The organism is Herbaspirillum frisingense GSF30, assembly GCF_000300975.2.
Lineage (GTDB): Bacteria > Pseudomonadota > Gammaproteobacteria > Burkholderiales > Burkholderiaceae_D > Herbaspirillum > Herbaspirillum frisingense.
This window is the reverse complement of sequence record NZ_AEEC02000003.1, coordinates 97813-113524: the sequence shown is the minus strand read 5'-3', so window position 1 is coordinate 113524 and position 15712 is coordinate 97813. Positions and strand designations below refer to the sequence as shown.

16 protein-coding genes are annotated in these 15712 nt (G+C 63.6%); 8 read left to right on the top strand and 8 right to left on the bottom strand.

The features are described 5' to 3' along the window. Position 1 precedes the first annotated feature (1 nt). The gene (leuS, locus tag HFRIS_RS03310; RefSeq protein WP_006461811.1) at positions 2–2659 is read right to left on the bottom strand and encodes a leucine--tRNA ligase; all 2658 of its coding nucleotides are present in this window, start codon (positions 2657–2659) and stop codon (positions 2–4) included. Between the two features lie 551 nt (positions 2660–3210). Here leuS and HFRIS_RS03305 point away from each other — a divergent pair. Genes HFRIS_RS03305 through HFRIS_RS03280 form a run of 6 tightly spaced genes read left to right on the top strand, consistent with a single transcriptional unit; the run spans position 3211 to position 9010 of the window. Beyond that, the gene (locus HFRIS_RS03305; protein ID WP_006461810.1) at positions 3211–4302 is read left to right on the top strand and encodes a LacI family DNA-binding transcriptional regulator; all 1092 of its coding nucleotides are present in this window, start codon (positions 3211–3213) and stop codon (positions 4300–4302) included. Positions 4303–4347: 45 nt separating this feature from the next. Continuing rightward, positions 4348–5355, top strand: coding sequence for an ABC transporter substrate-binding protein (locus HFRIS_RS03300; RefSeq protein ID WP_006461809.1), 1008 nt, complete (start codon positions 4348–4350; stop codon positions 5353–5355). Positions 5356–5376: 21 nt separating this feature from the next. Next, on the top strand, positions 5377–6270 hold the full coding sequence (locus HFRIS_RS03295) for an ABC transporter permease (RefSeq protein ID WP_006461808.1): 894 nt from the start codon (positions 5377–5379) through the stop codon (positions 6268–6270). 18 nt (positions 6271–6288) lie between these two features. Then, positions 6289–7092 (top strand): ABC transporter permease, encoded by an 804-nt coding sequence (locus HFRIS_RS03290; protein ID WP_006461807.1) that lies wholly within the window; start codon positions 6289–6291, stop codon positions 7090–7092. Continuing rightward, positions 7089–8192, top strand: a complete 1104-nt coding sequence (locus HFRIS_RS03285) for an ABC transporter ATP-binding protein (RefSeq protein WP_006461806.1) — start codon at positions 7089–7091, stop codon at positions 8190–8192. Before HFRIS_RS03290 ends, HFRIS_RS03285 begins: the two co-directional genes overlap by 4 nt. Next, positions 8189–9010, top strand: a complete 822-nt coding sequence (locus HFRIS_RS03280; RefSeq protein WP_006461805.1) for a phosphodiesterase — start codon at positions 8189–8191, stop codon at positions 9008–9010. The genes HFRIS_RS03285 and HFRIS_RS03280 overlap by 4 nt, the downstream gene beginning before the upstream one ends. Before the next feature lie 100 nt (positions 9011–9110). On the opposite strand, the gene HFRIS_RS03275 is transcribed toward HFRIS_RS03280, so the two are convergent. The 5 genes from HFRIS_RS03275 to HFRIS_RS03255 all read right to left on the bottom strand — a co-directional run bounded on the left by HFRIS_RS03275 (position 9111) and on the right by HFRIS_RS03255 (position 12171). Beyond that, positions 9111–9437, bottom strand: a complete 327-nt coding sequence (locus HFRIS_RS03275; protein WP_006461804.1) for a barstar family protein — start codon at positions 9435–9437, stop codon at positions 9111–9113. 12 nt (positions 9438–9449) lie between these two features. Further along, complete coding sequence (locus HFRIS_RS03270) at positions 9450–9893, bottom strand: ExbD/TolR family protein (protein WP_006461803.1); 444 nt, start codon at positions 9891–9893, stop codon at positions 9450–9452. 16 nt (positions 9894–9909) lie between these two features. Further along, a complete protein-coding gene (locus HFRIS_RS03265) occupies positions 9910–10608 on the bottom strand; it encodes a MotA/TolQ/ExbB proton channel family protein (protein ID WP_006461802.1) in 699 nt (232 codons plus the stop codon). Positions 10609–10768: 160 nt separating this feature from the next. Then, on the bottom strand, positions 10769–11575 hold the full coding sequence (dapB, locus tag HFRIS_RS03260) for a 4-hydroxy-tetrahydrodipicolinate reductase (protein ID WP_006461801.1): 807 nt from the start codon (positions 11573–11575) through the stop codon (positions 10769–10771). A gap of 47 nt (positions 11576–11622) precedes the next feature. Continuing rightward, positions 11623–12171: an outer membrane protein assembly factor BamE gene (locus HFRIS_RS03255; RefSeq protein ID WP_006461800.1), complete on the bottom strand. Its 549-nt coding sequence runs from the start codon at positions 12169–12171 to the stop codon at positions 11623–11625. A gap of 210 nt (positions 12172–12381) precedes the next feature. On the opposite strand from HFRIS_RS03255, the gene fur reads away from it, so the two are divergent. Beyond that, positions 12382–12807 carry a ferric iron uptake transcriptional regulator gene (fur, locus tag HFRIS_RS03250; RefSeq protein WP_006461799.1) on the top strand — a complete coding sequence of 142 codons (426 nt, stop codon included), beginning with the start codon at positions 12382–12384 and terminating at the stop codon, positions 12805–12807. A gap of 119 nt (positions 12808–12926) precedes the next feature. Here the strand turns inward: fur and hrcA are convergent, their stop codons facing one another. After that, positions 12927–13955, bottom strand: a complete 1029-nt coding sequence (gene hrcA, locus HFRIS_RS03245) for a heat-inducible transcriptional repressor HrcA (RefSeq protein ID WP_006461798.1) — start codon at positions 13953–13955, stop codon at positions 12927–12929. A gap of 78 nt (positions 13956–14033) precedes the next feature. Continuing rightward, complete coding sequence (locus HFRIS_RS03240) at positions 14034–14750, bottom strand: HAD family hydrolase (protein WP_006461797.1); 717 nt, start codon at positions 14748–14750, stop codon at positions 14034–14036. Positions 14751–14786: 36 nt separating this feature from the next. Here HFRIS_RS03240 and HFRIS_RS03235 point away from each other — a divergent pair, with 36 nt between their 5' ends. Continuing rightward, the gene (locus tag HFRIS_RS03235; RefSeq protein WP_006461796.1) at positions 14787–15704 is read left to right on the top strand and encodes an NAD kinase; all 918 of its coding nucleotides are present in this window, start codon (positions 14787–14789) and stop codon (positions 15702–15704) included. The last annotated feature ends 8 nt before the right edge of the window (positions 15705–15712 follow it).

The window sequence follows — 15712 nt, the reverse complement described above, 5'->3', positions numbered from 1 at the left end:
ATCAGGCGACGATGTTGACCAGCTTGCCGGGCACCACGATCACCTTCTTGGGGGCGCCGGTGAGGAATTTCTTCACATCCTCGTTGGCCAGGGCAGCGGCTTCGATGGCGGCCTTGTCGGCATCCTTGGGAACCGTCACTTCGCCACGCAGCTTGCCGTTGACCTGCACCACCAGCTTGAGCTCGCTCTGCTCCAGGGCGGCTGCATCCACCTGCGGCCAGTCGGCGTCGAGGATGTCGCCCTGGGCGGCGGCGTAGCCCAGTTGCTGCCACAGCACGTGGGTGATGTGCGGCGCCACCGGATTGAGCACGCGCAGGAAGATCGAGAAGCACTCCGCCAGCACGGCGTCGCCGGGCGCGCCGGCGGCCGGCTTGGCGGCTTCCAGTGTGTTGAGCATCTTCATGCAGGCCGAGACCACGGTGTTGTACTGGATGCGCTTGAAGTCGTTGTCGGCCTGTTGCAGCACCTTGTGGACTTCACGGCGCAGGGTCTTCAGGCCATCGTCGAGTTGGGTCGCGTCGATGGCAGCGATGGCACCGGCTGCGGTGATGCGCGCGGCATTGTTGTAGCCGAAGGCCCACACGCGGCGCAGGAAGCGGTTGGCGCCTTCCACGCCGGCACCCGACCATTCCAGGGTCTGTTCCGGGGGCGAGGCGAACATGGTGAACAAGCGGGCCGTATCGGCGCCGTACTGGTCGATCTGGGCTTGCGGGTCGATGCCGTTGTTCTTGGACTTGGACATCTTCTCGGTACCGCCGATCTCCACCGGCTGGCCGTCGGTCTTGAGGATCGCCGAGACCGGGCGGCCCTTGTCGTCGAAGGTCAGTTCCACATCGGCCGGGTTGATCCAGATCTTCTTGCCCGAGGCTTCTTCGCGATAGTAGGTCTCGTTCAGGACCATGCCCTGCGTCAACAGGTTAGTGAAGGGCTCGTCGAACTTGACCAGGCCGAAGTCGCGCATGACCTTGGTCCAGAAGCGCGCGTACAGCAGGTGCAGCACGGCGTGTTCGATGCCGCCGATGTACTGGTCCATGGGCATCCAGTAATCGTTGCGGGAATCGACCATGGCGTCGTTGCTGCCCGGCGAGGTATAGCGCATGTAGTACCAGGACGAGTCCACGAAGGTGTCCATGGTGTCGGTTTCGCGACGGGCCGGCTTGCCGCACTTGGGGCAGTCGACCTTGAGGAATTGCTCATGCTTGTTCAGGGGATTGCCGCTGCCGTCCGGCACGCAGTCTTCCGGCAGCACCACCGGCAGGTCCTTTTCAGGCACCGGCACGTCGCCGCAATCCGGGCAGTGGATGATGGGGATGGGCGTGCCCCAGTAGCGCTGGCGCGAGATGCCCCAGTCGCGCAGGCGGAAGGTGACCTTCTTTTCGCCCAGGCCCTGTGCAGCCAGGTCGGCTGCCACCGCATCGACGGCCGCCTGGTAGCCCAGGCCATCGTACTTGCCGGAGGCGATGGTCTTGCCGGCTTCCTTGTCGCCGTACCATTCTTCCCAGGCGTCGGTGGAGTAGGTCTTGCCTTCCACGCCGATGACCTGTTTGATCGGCAGGTCGTACTTGCGGGCGAAGGCGAAGTCGCGTTCGTCGTGCGCCGGCACGCCCATCACGGCGCCATCGCCGTAGGTGATGAGCACGTAGTTGCCGACCCAGACCTCGACCTTGTCGCCGGTCAGCGGGTGGGTGACGTACAGGCCGGTGGGCATGCCCTTCTTTTCCATCGTCGCCATGTCGGCTTCGATGACGCTGCCTTGCTTGCATTCGGCGATGAAGGTCTGCAGGGCCGGGTTGTTCTCGGCGGCCAGGGTGGCCAGCGGATGTTCCGGGGCCACCGCACAGAAGGTCACGCCCATGATGGTGTCGGCGCGGGTGGTGAAGACGAACAGCTTGCCGTCGTTGATCAGCTGGCCGCTGGCGTCCTTGATCTCATGCGGGAAGGCGAAGCGCACGCCGGTGGACTTGCCGATCCAGTTGGCCTGCATCAGGCGCACGCGCTCGGGCCAGCCGGGCAGCTTGGTCTCGACGTGTTCCAGCAGCTCGTCGGCGTAGTCGGTGATGCGGGCGTAGTACATCGGGATTTCGCGCTTTTCGATCACCGCACCCGAGCGCCAGCCGCGGCCGTCGATGACCTGCTCGTTGGCCAGCACGGTCTGGTCGATCGGGTCCCAGTTCACGGTGCCGGTCTTCTTGTAGATGATGCCCTTCTCCAGCATCTTCAGGAACATCCACTGGTTCCACTTGTAATACTCGGGACGGCAGGCGGTCATCTCGCGCGACCAGTCGATGGCCAGGCCCATGGACTGCATCTGCGACTTCATGTAGTCGATATTGGAATAGGTCCACTGCGCCGGTGGCACGCCATTGGCCATGGCGGCGTTCTCGGCGGGCATGCCGAAGGCGTCCCATCCCATGGGCATCAGGACGTTGTAGCCGTTCATGCGCAGGTAGCGATACATCACATCGTTGATGGTGTAGTTGCGCACGTGGCCCATGTGCAGCTTGCCGGAGGGGTAGGGCAGCATCGAGCAGGCGTAGAACTTCTTCTTGTCGCGGCCTTGCTTGTCACGAGCGTTTTCGACGGTCTTGTAGGCGTCGATGGCGTTCCAGTGCTGCTGCGCGGATTGTTCGACTTCGGCTGGGCTGTATTTATCTTGCATGACGGGCTGATACGGATGGGATTCGGTTGGGAAGGGAATGCGATTCGAAACCCTGCATTATACCGGCTCGCCACCCCGTCGACGCAGACTGCGCCGGTCAGGCCAGGGGCAGGCCTGGATGGGGGTTTTCCGACGGGAAACAAAAAAAGCCCGCCCCCCTGGAAAAAGCCGGAGGCGGGCAAAGATCCCTGTGCCAGAGCAGGGCGGCATCAGGGACCGCAGCTACGTGCATCCGGCCGGTCAGGGGGGACGGATCGGCTGGATTCGCGCGGCTGTAGGCGGTGTTGTTGATCGAGCAGACGTATGAAACCATCTTCACGTCGGGCGATGTCGATTCTCGAATTTGTTCTCATCAAATATCGAAAAATTGCGAAAAAGCTATTTTTTTACGATAGAACCGATGAATTTGGCGCCCCTGGTTGGGGCCGCCCCCCAGGGGGCCCGGCGCCCCGGTCGCCTGCGGCATACCGCATGCCTGTCGCGCATGGTCATGAGGTCGTAACAATCGGGCGGCATCATGAAATCGTTTTCATTCGCCCCCTGGTGCCGCCGTGCGTCCTTCCATCAAACAAGTTGCCCATCTGGCCGGTGTGTCCATCGCCACGGTGTCCCGCCTGCTCAACAAGCCTGGTTCGGTGAGCGCGGAAACGGCCGAGAAGATCCATCGCAGCATCGCCGAACTGGGTTTTCGGCCCAATTTCACCGGTCGCAATCTGCGGGCCGGCAATTCGCGCACCGTGGGGGTGGTGGTGCCGACGCTGTCCAATACCGTCTTCGCCCAGTGCCTGCAGGGCATCGAACTGGCGGCGCGCGCGCTGGATTACTCGGTCATGTTCACCACCACCGAATACCTGCCGGAGGAAGAATCGGCGGCCGTCGAGCTGTTGCTGGGGCATCGGGTGGACGGGGTGATCCTGACGGTGGCCGATGCCGGCTCCAATGCCACGCTGGACCTGCTGGAACGTGAACGCATCCCTTTCGTCTTGACCTACAACCAGCTGGCCACGTCCGGCCCGACCACCCATCGCGCTTCGGTCTCGGTGGATAACCGGGCTGCCGCCTGTGATGCGGTGGCCCACCTGATCGGGCTGGGTCATCGGCGCATCCAGATGCTGTCGGGGCGCTTCAATGCGTCCGACCGTGCCATGCAGCGCTATTACGGCTATCTCGATGCGATGCAGGCGGCCGGCCTGGCGCCGCTGCCGGCCATCGAAGTGGAGCGCCATACCCTCACCGCCGCCACCGACTACCAGCAGATGATGGCCGACCCGCTGCAGCGCCCCACCGCATTGTTCTGCTCCAACGACCTGCTGGCCCTGAGCGCCATGCGCGACCTGCGCGCACTGGGTCTGCAGGTGCCGGGCGATATCTCGGTGATGGGCTTCGACGGCATCCCGGTCGGCGCCCTGATGGCTCCGGTGCTGGCCAGCGTGGTGCAGCCTTCCGAGCGCATCGGTGATGTCGCCCTGCGCACGCTGGTGGAAGCCATCGAGCGTGCCGTGCCGGCGGCTGCGGAGGGCCCGTCATTGCAGTCCCCGCAGTCCCCGCAGTCTGCCCAGCCGGCGCTGCGTCACATCCTGCCGCATGTACTGCGCGAGGGCGGGTCGGTGGCGCCGCCGCCGGCTGCACATTCGCTGTCCTGAATTTTGTCGTGCTTTCGTTGTTCAACCTCTAGGAAAGGATCTGACATGTTCCTGAAACGTGTTATTCAAACCGCTGCCGGCGCACTGCTGCTGTCGGCTTCCGTCGCTGCTTCTGCCCAGACCGCGATCTGCTACAACTGTCCGCCGGAGTGGGCCGACTGGGCTGCCCAGATCAAGGCGATCAAGGACAAGACCGGCATCACCGTGCCGCCCGACAACAAGAACAGTGGCCAGGCCCTGGCCCAGCTGACGGCCGAAAAGGCCAGTCCGGTGGCCGACTTCACCTACCTGGGTGTGTCCTTCGGCATCGAAGCCAGGAACAAGGATCTGGTGGCCCCCTACAAGCCGGCCAACTGGAACGACATTCCCAATGGCCTGAAGGACCCGGACGGTTACTGGTTCACCATCCACTCCGGCACCATGGGCATCATGGTCAACGTCGATGCGCTCAAGGGCAAGCCGGTCCCCAAGTCCTGGGCTGACCTGCAGAAGCCGGAATACAAGGGCCTGATCGGCTACCTGGACCCGGCCTCGGCCTTCGTCGGCTACGTCGGCGCGGTGGCGATCAACCAGGCCCTGGGCGGCACGCTGGATGACTTCTCGCCGGCCATCGGCTACTTCAAGAACCTGCAGAAGAACCAGCCCATCGTGCCCAAGCAGACCTCCTATGCGCGCCTGATCTCGGGTGAGATTCCCATCCTGCTGGGCTATGACTTCGACGCCTATCGCGCCAAGTACAAGGACCACGCCAACGTCGCCTTCGTGATCCCCACCGAAGGCACCGTGACCGTGCCCTACGTGGTGTCGCTGGTGAAGAATGCGCCGCACCAGGCCGAGGCCAAGAAGGTGCTGGACTTCCTGTTGTCGGATCAGGGGCAGGCCATCTGGGCCAACGCCTATCTGCGTCCGGTGCGTGCTGCGGCCATGTCCAAGGAAGCCGAATCGCGCTTCCTGCCGGCGGCCGAATATGCCCGTGCCAAGTCGGTCGACTACGGCAAGATGGCCGAAGCACAGCGCAAGTTCGGCGAGCGTTACCTGGCTGAAGTGCGATAAATGCGAGACGCAGGAGCAAGCATGAAAAACGCCATCCCCGCTACGCCAGGTGCACCGGGCGTGCTCAAGCCCGAGCGCAAACCGGGCGCCGGTGTGCGCAGCGCCGGCAACGGCGTGTGGCTGTGGTTTGCCGCACCGGGCCTGACCCTGTTCTGCGCCTTCTGGCTGTTGCCGATGGCGCGCCTGGTCGCAGTCGGCGCATCCGGCCCGGACGGTGCCATGGCCTATCTGTCGGTGCTGACCAATCGCCATTACTTCGCCAGCCTCTTGTCCACGCTGGCGCTGTCGGCGGTGGTGACCCTGGCCACGCTGGCGATCTCGGTGATGGTGGGCTTGTTCCTGCAACGCAACCGCTTTGCCGGCCAGTCGGTATTGCTGGCCATGCTGACCTTCCCGCTGGCGTTTCCCGGCGTGGTGGTCGGCTTCATGGTGATCATGCTGGCCGGGCGCCAAGGCCTGATCGGCAGCTTCACCAACTGGCTGTTCGGTGAATCGCTGGTGTTTGCCTATTCGCTGGTGGGGCTGTTCCTGGGCTACCTGTACTTCTCCATTCCGCGGGTGATCCTGACGGTGGTGGCGGCGGCCGAGAAACTCGATCCATCACTGGAAGAGGCGGCCCGTTCGCTGGGCGCGAGACCCTGGCAGGTGTTGCTGCATGTGGTGCTGCCGGCGTTGCTGCCGGCCCTGATCTCGTCGGGGGCGATCTGCTTTGCCACCAGCGTCGGTGCCTTCGGTACGGCCTTTACCCTGGCCGCCAATATCGATGTGCTGCCCATGACCATCTACAACGAATTTACCGGCTACGCCAACTTCGCCACGGCGGCCTCGCTGTCCATCGTGCTGGGCCTGATCACCTGGGCCATGCTGGCCCTGGCGCGCTCGCTCACCGGCAGCGGCGTGGCGGCAGCGGCGTAAGGCGCGCAAGGAACGATGATGCAGAAACGATTGCGTTTTTACGTACAACTGGCCTTTACGCTGCTGGTGTGCGCTTTCCTGGTGGTGCCGGTGGTGCTGTCGATGCTGGCCGGCGTCACCGAGAATTTCTTCGTGGGCTTGTCCAGCGGACTCACGCTGCGCTGGGTGGCCCAGGTGTGGGAGATGTACCAGCCCACCATCTGGCGCTCGCTGTTCATCGCGCTGGCCTGCCTGGCGGTGACGCTGGTGGCGGGGGTGCCGCTGGCCTACATGCTGGCGCGCTATCGCGGTGGGCATAGCCGCCTGGCACGGGTGATCGAGGAATTGCTGATGATGCCGGTGGCGGTGCCGGGCCTGGCCACTGCGCTGGCGCTGATCATGGCCTATGGGCAGTATCGCCAGTTCCGCGCCAGCATTCTCTTCATCCTGGTGGGGCATGTGCTCTTCACGCTGCCCTTCATGGTGCGCCCGGTGCTGGCGGTGATGCAGTCCTCGCAACTGGCGCAGCTGGAAGAAGCCGCTGCCAGCCTGGGTGCGGGGCGCCTGCGTCGCTTCTTCGGCATCGTGATTCCCAATGCGGCCTCCGGCATCCTGGCCGGCGCGCTGATGGTGGTGACCCTGTCGATCGGCGAATTCAATATCACCTGGATGTTGCACACGCCGCTGACCCAGACCCTGCCGGTGGGCCTGGCCGATGCCTATGCATCGATGCGGCTGGAGGTGGGATCGGCCTATACGCTGATCTTCTTTTTCATGATCATTCCGCTCCTGATCGGCATGCAGTGGGCGACCCAGGCAACACGCAAGAAAGTCAGTCTATGAAGTCCAAGAAAGAAGCCGTTTCCATTCGCCTACACCAGTGTGCCAAGTCCTTCGCCAACGGCACACGGGCACTGCAGCCGCTGGACCTGGAAATCCATCCCGGTGAAACCCTGGTGTTGCTGGGCCCGTCGGGCTGCGGCAAGACCACCACGCTGCGCATGATTGCCGGTCTGGAGTTCCCCGACGAGGGCGGTCGTGTGCTCTTCGGCGAGGATGACGTGACCGCGCTGCCGATCGAAAAGCGCGGCGTGGGGATGGTATTCCAGAATTATGCGTTGTTCCCCAACATGAGCGTGGGCGAGAACATCGCCTACGGCATGAAGATCCGCAAGATTCCGGCCGGCGAGCGCGCCGAGCGCGTGGAAAAGCTGCTGGAGATGGTGCATCTGCAGGGGCTGTCGCATCGTCGCGTGGACCAGCTTTCCGGTGGTCAGAAGCAGCGTGTGGCGCTGGCCCGGGCGCTGGCGATGGAGCCCCGCGTGCTGCTGCTGGATGAACCGCTGACAGCGCTCGACGCCAAGCTGCGCGAAGCGGTGCGCAGTGACCTGAACAAGCTCTTGCGCAGCCTCGGCATCACCGCCATCTATGTCACCCACGACCAGGGTGAGGCGATGGCGCTGGGCGACCGCATCGTGGTGATGGAGCGCGGCAAGATATCGCAGATCGGCACGCCCCAGGAGATCTACTATCATCCTGCCAATGACTTCGTGGCCGATTTCATCGGTGCGATGAATCGCGTGCAGGGTATCGTTTCCGGAGATAGGTTGTTGCTGCCCAATGGCAGCCTGCCGCTGCCCGATGCCGGCAATCCGATGAATGCGACGCAACAGGGCCAGCCGGCATGGGCCATGTTCCGTCCCGAGGATGTGCAGGTGGTCGATATCACCGAAGCCGATGCGCAATGCCTGCGTGGCAAGCTGATCAATACCTTTTTCCTGGGCGACCGCACCCGCTTTGAAATCGAGATCGGGGCGGAGCGCCCGGTCATCGCCGAGACCAGCCGCCGTGGCTGGTGGGAAGCCGGCCAGCAGATCGCGCTGCGGGTGCCGGCCGAGGCCCTGGTGAAGATGGCGCCCGCCGCCGTGAAGGAGAACGCATGATACTGGGACAGATTTCCGACCTGCACATCAAGACCGATGGCAAGAAGTCGTACCGGGTGGTGGATACCGCCGAGAGCCTGCGCCGTTGCGTGGCGCAGGTCAACGGCCTGAAGCAGCGCCCGGATGTGCTGGTCATCACCGGCGACCTAGTGGACTTCGGCAAGCCGTCCGAATACGCCTGCCTGCGCGAGCTGCTGGCGCCGCTGACAATGCCCTACTACCTGCTGCCGGGCAACCACGACGAGCGCAACGCGCTGCGGGCGGCCTTTCCCGAGCACGCCTACCTGCAGCAGGGCGGTGAACGCATCGAGTATGTGGTCGAGGAGTATCCGGTGCGCATCGTGGCACTCGATACGGTGATCCCGCGTGCCAGTGGCGGCGAGTTGTCGGTGCAGAGCATGCAGTGGCTCGATGAGGTGCTGGCGCAGCAGCCGGAGCGGCCCACCGTGATCGCCATGCACCACCCGCCGTTTACGACCGGCATCGGACACATGGATGACATGGGGCTGGTCAATCCGCAGGTGCTGGAAGCGGTGGTGAAGAAGCACCCGCAGGTGGAGCGCATCCTGTGCGGTCACCTGCATCGCTCCATCCAGCGGCGTTTCGCCGGCACGGTGGCCACGACCTGTCCGGGGGTGTCACATCAGGTGCAACTGGACCTGGATCCGCAGGCGCCATCCTGTTTCGTGATGGAGCCGCCGGGCTTCCAGTTGCATTGGTGGGATGCGCAGGCGCGCAGCCTGGTGAGCCATACGGCATTCATCGGTGAGTTCGATGGGCCGTATCCGTTCTATGACGGCGATGAACTGATCGATTGAAGTCGATTGAATGTGATTGATGGGGCCGGATGGATTGATCTGCAATAGAGATCAATTCATCCGGCCGCAGCGATACGAAAGATAAGTCAACCGCGCCGATCTACTTCCAGATCAGCTCGATCACCGGCGCTTCGCCGTAATCCTCGCAGCGGTCATTGATGGCCGTGCAGCAGAATTCCACATCCTCGACCAGGTCCGGCAGGCGCTGATGCAACTCGGCGCTGTGGCTGATCTCGATGACCAGCACTTCCTTGGGCTTGAGCTTGAACTTGCACATGCCTTCGTCATCGCGCAGGTAGGACAGGCAATCCACCCAGGCATCCATGTTGCAGCCATAGAAATCGGGAAAGCCGAAGGCTTGCGCGCTCTCGGTGTGGAAGCTCTCCCAGTCGGTGATGCGGTCGCCCGCCAGTGTTACGGTGGCCATGTGCTATCTCTTTCAGTTGGCTTTGGCTTGCGTCTTGCTGCTGGCCTTGGGGTCGGTGACGAAGCCCAGCTTGGTCAGGCCGGCAGACTGCGCGGCCGACATCACCTCGGCGATGGTCTGGTAGCGGGTCGACTTGTCGGCGCGCAGCTGCAGCTCGGGCTGTGGCTTCTTGCCGGCGGCATCGGCCAGGCGACTGTCCATTTCCTCTTCGCTGACCGGCTGGTCGTTCCAGTACAGCTTGCCGGCGGCATCGATGCCGAGGGTGATGGTTTCCGGTTTTTCAGGGGCCGGCGCCGATTGCGCGGTGGGCAGGTCCAGCTTGAGGGCGTGGGTGAACATGGGCGCGGTGATGATGAAGATCACCAGCAGTACCAGCATCACGTCCACCATGGGGGTGACGTTGATGTCGGCCATCGGGGCCGAGTTCTGGTTGTCGTTGAATCCGCCGAAACTCATGATGGGCTCCCGGGTGTCATGGCTTGCGCATGCCGCCGACGCGTTCGCCGGTGGTGAGATAGGCGTGCAGGTCATGGGCGAAGCCGTCGAGTTCGGCCAGCACCACGCGGTTGATGCGGGTGAAGGCGTTGTAGGCCAGCACCGCCGGAATCGCCACCAGCAGGCCCAGCGCAGTCATGATCAGGGCCTCGCCGACGGGGCCGGCGACCTTGTCGATCTGTACCGTACCGCTGGCCGAGACCGCCACCAGCGCGTGGTAGATGCCCCAGACGGTGCCGAACAGGCCGACGAAGGGGGCGGTGGAGCCGACCGAAGCCAGCAGGGTCAGGCCGCGTTCCAGACGGGCCGAGACGCGGTTGATTTCGCGGCGCAGGGTGCGGGTGATCAGTTCGCCGGGGTCGGTGGCGGCGTTCAGTGAGGGCGTGCCTTGCTGGCGGGTGCCGATGTCGGCGGCTTCGGCGGCGCGCTCGGCCATGGGGCTGTAGATCTGCTCGCTGTCGAGGCGCTGCATGGCACCGGTGGCGTCGGCCAGGGTGGGGGCCTGCCAGAACTGTTCCAGCGCGTTGCTACCCCGGCGGATGCGCCAGGCAGCCCAGGCCTTGGAGAGGATGTAGTACCAGCTGGCGATCGACATGATCAGCAGCAGATAGGCGACGGAGTGGGAAACGGCATCGCCTTGCGCCCAGTAGTGGGCAAATCCAACGTTCGGTTCCATATTGCGTTCTTTCGGGAAAGCGCCGCGCCAGCGCGGCAATGGGTCAATCGGAAGCAATCAAGGGGGGCTGTCGCTTTGAGCGGCCTGCCCCAAAAAAATTCGCTGCCGGACCTGGTGGGGCGCGGCAGCGTCGGGCATTTCCTGTGGTTTCGGGCCAGGCTTACTTGAAGCCCAGCACGTCCTGCATGTCGTACAGACCGCTCTCCTTGCCGGCCAGGAAGCGCGCGGCACGCAGGCTGCCCATGGCGTACGAGACGCGGCTGGACGACTTGTGCGAAATCTCGATACGTTCGCCGATGCCGGCGAACAGCACGGTGTGGTCGCCGATGATGTCGCCGCCGCGCACGGTGGCAAAACCGATGGAGGACGGATCGCGCTCGCCGGTGACGCCTTCGCGGGCATAGACGGCGACGTCGTCGAGATTCTTGCCCAGCGCGTCGGCGATGACTTCACCCATCTTCAGGGCGGTGCCGGAGGGGGCGTCGACCTTGTGGCGATGGTGCGCTTCGATGATCTCGATGTCGTAGCCGTGCGAGAAGTTCTTGGCGGCCAGTTCCAGCAGCTTCAGGGTCACGTTGACGCCCACGCTCATGTTGGGGGCGGCCATGACAGCGGTCTTCCTGGCGAATTCGGCGATGGCGGCCTTGCCTTCGGCTTCGAAGCCGGTGGTACCGATGACGACCTTCACGCCATGCGCAGCGCAGAACTCCAGGTGCTTCAGCGTGCCTTCAGGACGGGTGAAATCGATCAGCACGTCGGCACCGGCCAGGCCACGGGCCAGGTCGGATTCGATGAGCACGCCGGTGGTCTTGCCCAGGAACAGGCCGGCATCGGTGCCGATGGCCGGTGCGCTGGGAGTGTCAAGGGCGCCGGAGAGCTTGAGGTCGTCGGCGTTGAGGATGGCTTCGATCAGCATGCGGCCCATGCGCCCGGAGGCGCCGGCGACTGCGATATTCAATACTGTCATGGGAAACTCGGAATGACGGATGACGGGAGACGGGAGACGGGTATTGCTTACTTGCCAGTGGCCGAGGAGGGCGCCACGGGAGAGGCCGGCTTGACTTCGCTGTCGGCCTTGTCCTTGTCGGCGCCGAAACTGGCCTTGGCGCCGACCTTGGAGTCGGTGATCAGGGTCAGGTATTCGCTCTCGGTGGGCAGGTTCTCGCCGCCTTCGACGTGATCCAGCAGGTCATCCTTGAAGAAGACCGAGACCCGGCTGGTCATGATTTCGCCATTGCCCTTGGCCAGGCGGAAATCGTAATCCCAGCGATTGGCGTGGAACATGTCGGTCAGCAGCGGGGTGCCCAGCACGAAGCGCACCTGGTCGCGGGTCAGGCCGGGGCGCAACTGCGCCACCATTTCCTTGGAGACGAAATTGCCTTGCTGGATGTCGATGCGGTAGGGCTTGAGGAAGCCGAACAGGCTGTTGCTCTTGCCGGTTACCTTCACGCCCGAGGTGTCGGTCGGGGCCGCCTGCTCGGGCGACTTGGTCGAGGAACAGCCCGCCAGCAGGGCCAGGACCGCGACGACGCCGATTGCGGCGGTTTGATGACGGGACTTCATTCGGGAAAGCATGCGCATAAAGTTTTCAACCGGGTTGAGCCATGAGCCTAAAGCGCTATATGATAAGCTAGAACTTACTTCTTAAATAGGCATGAGTGCGTTCCGGACGCAAAAGGCTGCCCCACCAGCCCGGCCGGAGCGGTCCCCAGGCCCTCCCAGCGGACCAGCGCGCCTGTTTGAGACCAGTAAAAACCGGGAACCCACTCTACCATGCCGAACAATCCATCCGAACTGAAGGCCAGCGGCCTGAAGGCCACCCTGCCACGCCTGAAGATCCTGGAAATCTTCCAGAACACCTCCGTGCGCCACCTGAGCGCCGAAGACGTCTACAAACAGTTGCTCTCCGACAATCTTGACGTGGGCCTGGCCACCGTCTACCGCGTGCTGACGCAGTTCGAGCAGGCAGGCCTGCTCCAGCGCAACCACTTCGAGACCGGCAAGGCGGTCTTCGAACTGAACGAAGGTTCGCACCATGACCACCTGGTCTGCCTGGACTGCGGCAAGGTCGAGGAATTCTTCGATGCCGAGATCGAGAAGCGCCAGATCAAGATCGCCCAGGAACACGGTTTCGAAATCGCCGACCACGCGCTGGCATTGTACGGACATTGCAAGAACTGCAAGAAACTGAAGAAATAAGTCAGGGCCTTGCTTGCGGATTTTTACGCAGGCAATCCTTTGCAAAGAAAATGAAAAAGCCACGTGATGTCCCACGTGGCTTTTTTCGTTGGCTCCGCCGGCGGAAGCCGTATCCGTCTTCAGTGCTGGCTCAGCGCGCTGGAGAGCAGCTTGGCGGTGATGTCGACGATGGGGATGACCCGTTCGTAGGCCATGCGGGTGGGGCCAATCACGCCCAGGGTGCCGACGATGCGTCCGTTGACTTCGTAGGGGGCGGTGACGATGCTCATGTCGTCCATCGGTACCAGTTGCGATTCGCCGCCGATGAAGATCTGCACGCCCGTGGCCTTGCTGGACACATCCAGCAACTGCAGCAGGCCGGTCTTCTGCTCGAACATGTCGAACAGGCGGCGCAGGGAATTCATGTTGGAGGACAGGTCGCTCACCGACAGCAGGTTACGCTCGCCGGAGATGACCACGTTGTTGTCGGCCTCCTCGCTCATGGCGTCGCTGCCGGCTTCCACGGCGGCCTGCATGAGCACGGTCATGTCGTCGCGCAACTGGCGCAGCTCGCCCTGCAGGCGCAGCCGCACCTGATCGAAGGACTGGCCGGCGTAATGCTGGTTGATGTAGTTGGCGGCCTGGACCAGTTGGCTGGGGGTGTAATCGACCTCGGTGAGCAGCATGCGGTTCTGCACATCGCCACCCTGGTCCACGATCACCAGCAGGATGCGCTTTTCCGACAGCCGCAGGAATTCGATCTGCTGGAACGCCGATTCGCGCTTGGGCGTCATCACGACGCCGGCAAACTGCGACAGCGACGACAGCACCTGGGCTGCGTTGGTGATGATCTTCTGCGGCGAGGTGTTGTGCTGCAGGCGAGCCTGCAGGCGGCCCTCCAGCGCGCTTTCGTCGATCGCCTCGACCGTCAGGAGGGTATCGACGAACATGCGGTAGCCGCGCGGCGTCGGCACCCGTCCGGCCGAGGTGTGCGGGCTGGCGACGAAGCCCATCTCTTCCAGGTCGGCCATGATGTTGCGGATGGTCGCTGGTGACAGTTCCAGGCCGGACAGTTTCGACAGGGCGCGCGAGCCCACCGGCTGGCCGTCGGCGATGTACCGTTCGACCAGTGCCTTCAGGAGTGTGCGGGCGCGGTTATCGAGTTGCATGGTGCATATTCTAGCGGCTTATGATGCAAAGAGTGACAGCTACGTGACGGCGGATGTGAATTGGCGCCAGCCGGCACTTCAGGCCTGAGCCGCCAGCCAGTCGTGCAGCTCGTGCAGATCGCGACAGATGGCATCGGGGCTGATGCCATCGGGCAGCGTTCGCGCAAAGCGGTTCATCCACACCGCGCGCAGGCCGGCCTGTTGCGCACCCTGCACATCCAGCAGGGGATCGTCGCCGACATAGACCGTGGCGCCCGGCGCGACCTGCAGCGCTTCGCAGGCGGCGTGGAAGATCGCCGGATCGGGCTTGGCGCGACCAAAGCGGTGGGCTGCGATGGAGACGCCGAAGTGCCCGGCCAGGCCGATGCGTTCGAGGTCGGCGAAGCCATTGGAGACCGAGCCCAGCGTCAGTTTGTCTTTCAGGCGCAGCAGTGCCGGTTCCACATCGTCGAACAGCGCGACCGTGCTGCGTGCTTCGGAGAACAGGGCCATGGCGGGATCGACCAGGGCCAGGTCCACGTCATGTTCGCGGAAGACCTCGGTCAAGGCGGTATGGCGCAACTTCCAGAGATCGATGCGGTAGACCGGATCGGTCCGCATCAGGGCCATGCGGCGTTCGCGCAGGCTGGCCACGGTATGCGCGGCAGCCACGGCCGGTGCGTGCTGGCGCAGCCAGTCGTAGAGCAGGCCTTCGGCGCGCACCAGCACCGGTTCGATGGCCCAGAGGGTATCGTCGAGGTCGAACAGGACCGCTTCGATAGGCGGGGGAGGCAGGGTGGAAGCGCTTGGTTTCATTACAATGTCATCTCAAATTATGGTCTAATCCGCAGCATGTGGCCCATCAAATTACCCGTTCAGGCAGCCGTACCCAAAACCGTCGCCATCGTCGGCAAGTACCAGGCCGTCGGCATCGCGCAGATCTTGTCGGACATCGCCGTGTTCCTGGAGTCGCACGGCCACACCGTGGTCTTCGAGACCGAAACCGCCGAGAACATCGCCCTGCAAGGCTATGACAGCATGACTCCCGAGCAGATCGGTCATCACGCGGACGTGGCCATCGTGGTCGGCGGCGACGGTACCATGCTGGGCATCGCGCGCCAGCTGGCACCGTACAACGTACCGCTGATCGGCATCAACCAGGGGCGCCTGGGTTTCATCACCGACATCGCGCAAGACCGCATGATACCGGCTCTGGCCGAAATGCTGGACGGCAATGTCGAAGCCGAGTCGCGCTCGCTGCTGGAAGCGCGGGTCTATCGCGAGGGTGGCGAGATCTTCCGCGCCCTGGCCCTGAACGATGTGGTGGTGGCGCGGGGTTCCACCTCCGGCATGGTCGAGCTGCGGGTCGAGGTCGATGGCCGCTTCATGTACAACCAGCGCTCCGACGGCCTGATCGTGGCCACCCCGACCGGCTCCACCGCCTATGCGCTCTCGGCCGGCGGACCCATCCTGCACCCCAGCCTGCATGGCATCGTGATGGTGCCGATCTCGCCGCATTCGCTGTCCAATCGTCCGATCACGCTGTCGGATTCCTGCGAGATCGTGATCCAGGTGGTTTCCGGGCGCGAGGTCAGCGCCAACTTCGACATGCAGTCGCTCACCAGCGTGCTGCATGGCGACCGTATCGTGATCCGCCGTTCGGCACACAAGATCACCTTCCTGCATCCCCAGGGCTGGAGCTATTTCGACACCCTGCGCGAGAAGCTGCACTGGAATGAATACCCCTCGATAGAAGGCCGATTACAATAAGCGCGGCC

Coding starts and splice junctions, on each gene's coding strand:
- HFRIS_RS03275 (WP_006461804.1), bottom strand. CDS start 9,437: ATGGCCACCGTAACACTGGCGGGCGACCGCATCACCGACTGGGAGAGC.
- HFRIS_RS03285 (WP_006461806.1), top strand. CDS start 7,089: ATGAAGTCCAAGAAAGAAGCCGTTTCCATTCGCCTACACCAGTGTGCC.
- HFRIS_RS03290 (WP_006461807.1), top strand. CDS start 6,289: ATGCAGAAACGATTGCGTTTTTACGTACAACTGGCCTTTACGCTGCTG.
- fur (WP_006461799.1), top strand. CDS start 12,382: ATGCCGAACAATCCATCCGAACTGAAGGCCAGCGGCCTGAAGGCCACC.
- HFRIS_RS03280 (WP_006461805.1), top strand. CDS start 8,189: ATGATACTGGGACAGATTTCCGACCTGCACATCAAGACCGATGGCAAG.
- HFRIS_RS03240 (WP_006461797.1), bottom strand. CDS start 14,750: ATGAAACCAAGCGCTTCCACCCTGCCTCCCCCGCCTATCGAAGCGGTC.
- HFRIS_RS03295 (WP_006461808.1), top strand. CDS start 5,377: ATGAAAAACGCCATCCCCGCTACGCCAGGTGCACCGGGCGTGCTCAAG.
- hrcA (WP_006461798.1), bottom strand. CDS start 13,955: ATGCAACTCGATAACCGCGCCCGCACACTCCTGAAGGCACTGGTCGAA.
- HFRIS_RS03265 (WP_006461802.1), bottom strand. CDS start 10,608: ATGGAACCGAACGTTGGATTTGCCCACTACTGGGCGCAAGGCGATGCC.
- HFRIS_RS03255 (WP_006461800.1), bottom strand. CDS start 12,171: ATGAAGTCCCGTCATCAAACCGCCGCAATCGGCGTCGTCGCGGTCCTG.
- dapB (WP_006461801.1), bottom strand. CDS start 11,575: ATGACAGTATTGAATATCGCAGTCGCCGGCGCCTCCGGGCGCATGGGC.
- HFRIS_RS03235 (WP_006461796.1), top strand. CDS start 14,787: ATGTGGCCCATCAAATTACCCGTTCAGGCAGCCGTACCCAAAACCGTC.
- HFRIS_RS03300 (WP_006461809.1), top strand. CDS start 4,348: ATGTTCCTGAAACGTGTTATTCAAACCGCTGCCGGCGCACTGCTGCTG.
- HFRIS_RS03270 (WP_006461803.1), bottom strand. CDS start 9,893: ATGAGTTTCGGCGGATTCAACGACAACCAGAACTCGGCCCCGATGGCC.
- leuS (WP_006461811.1), bottom strand. CDS start 2,659: ATGCAAGATAAATACAGCCCAGCCGAAGTCGAACAATCCGCGCAGCAG.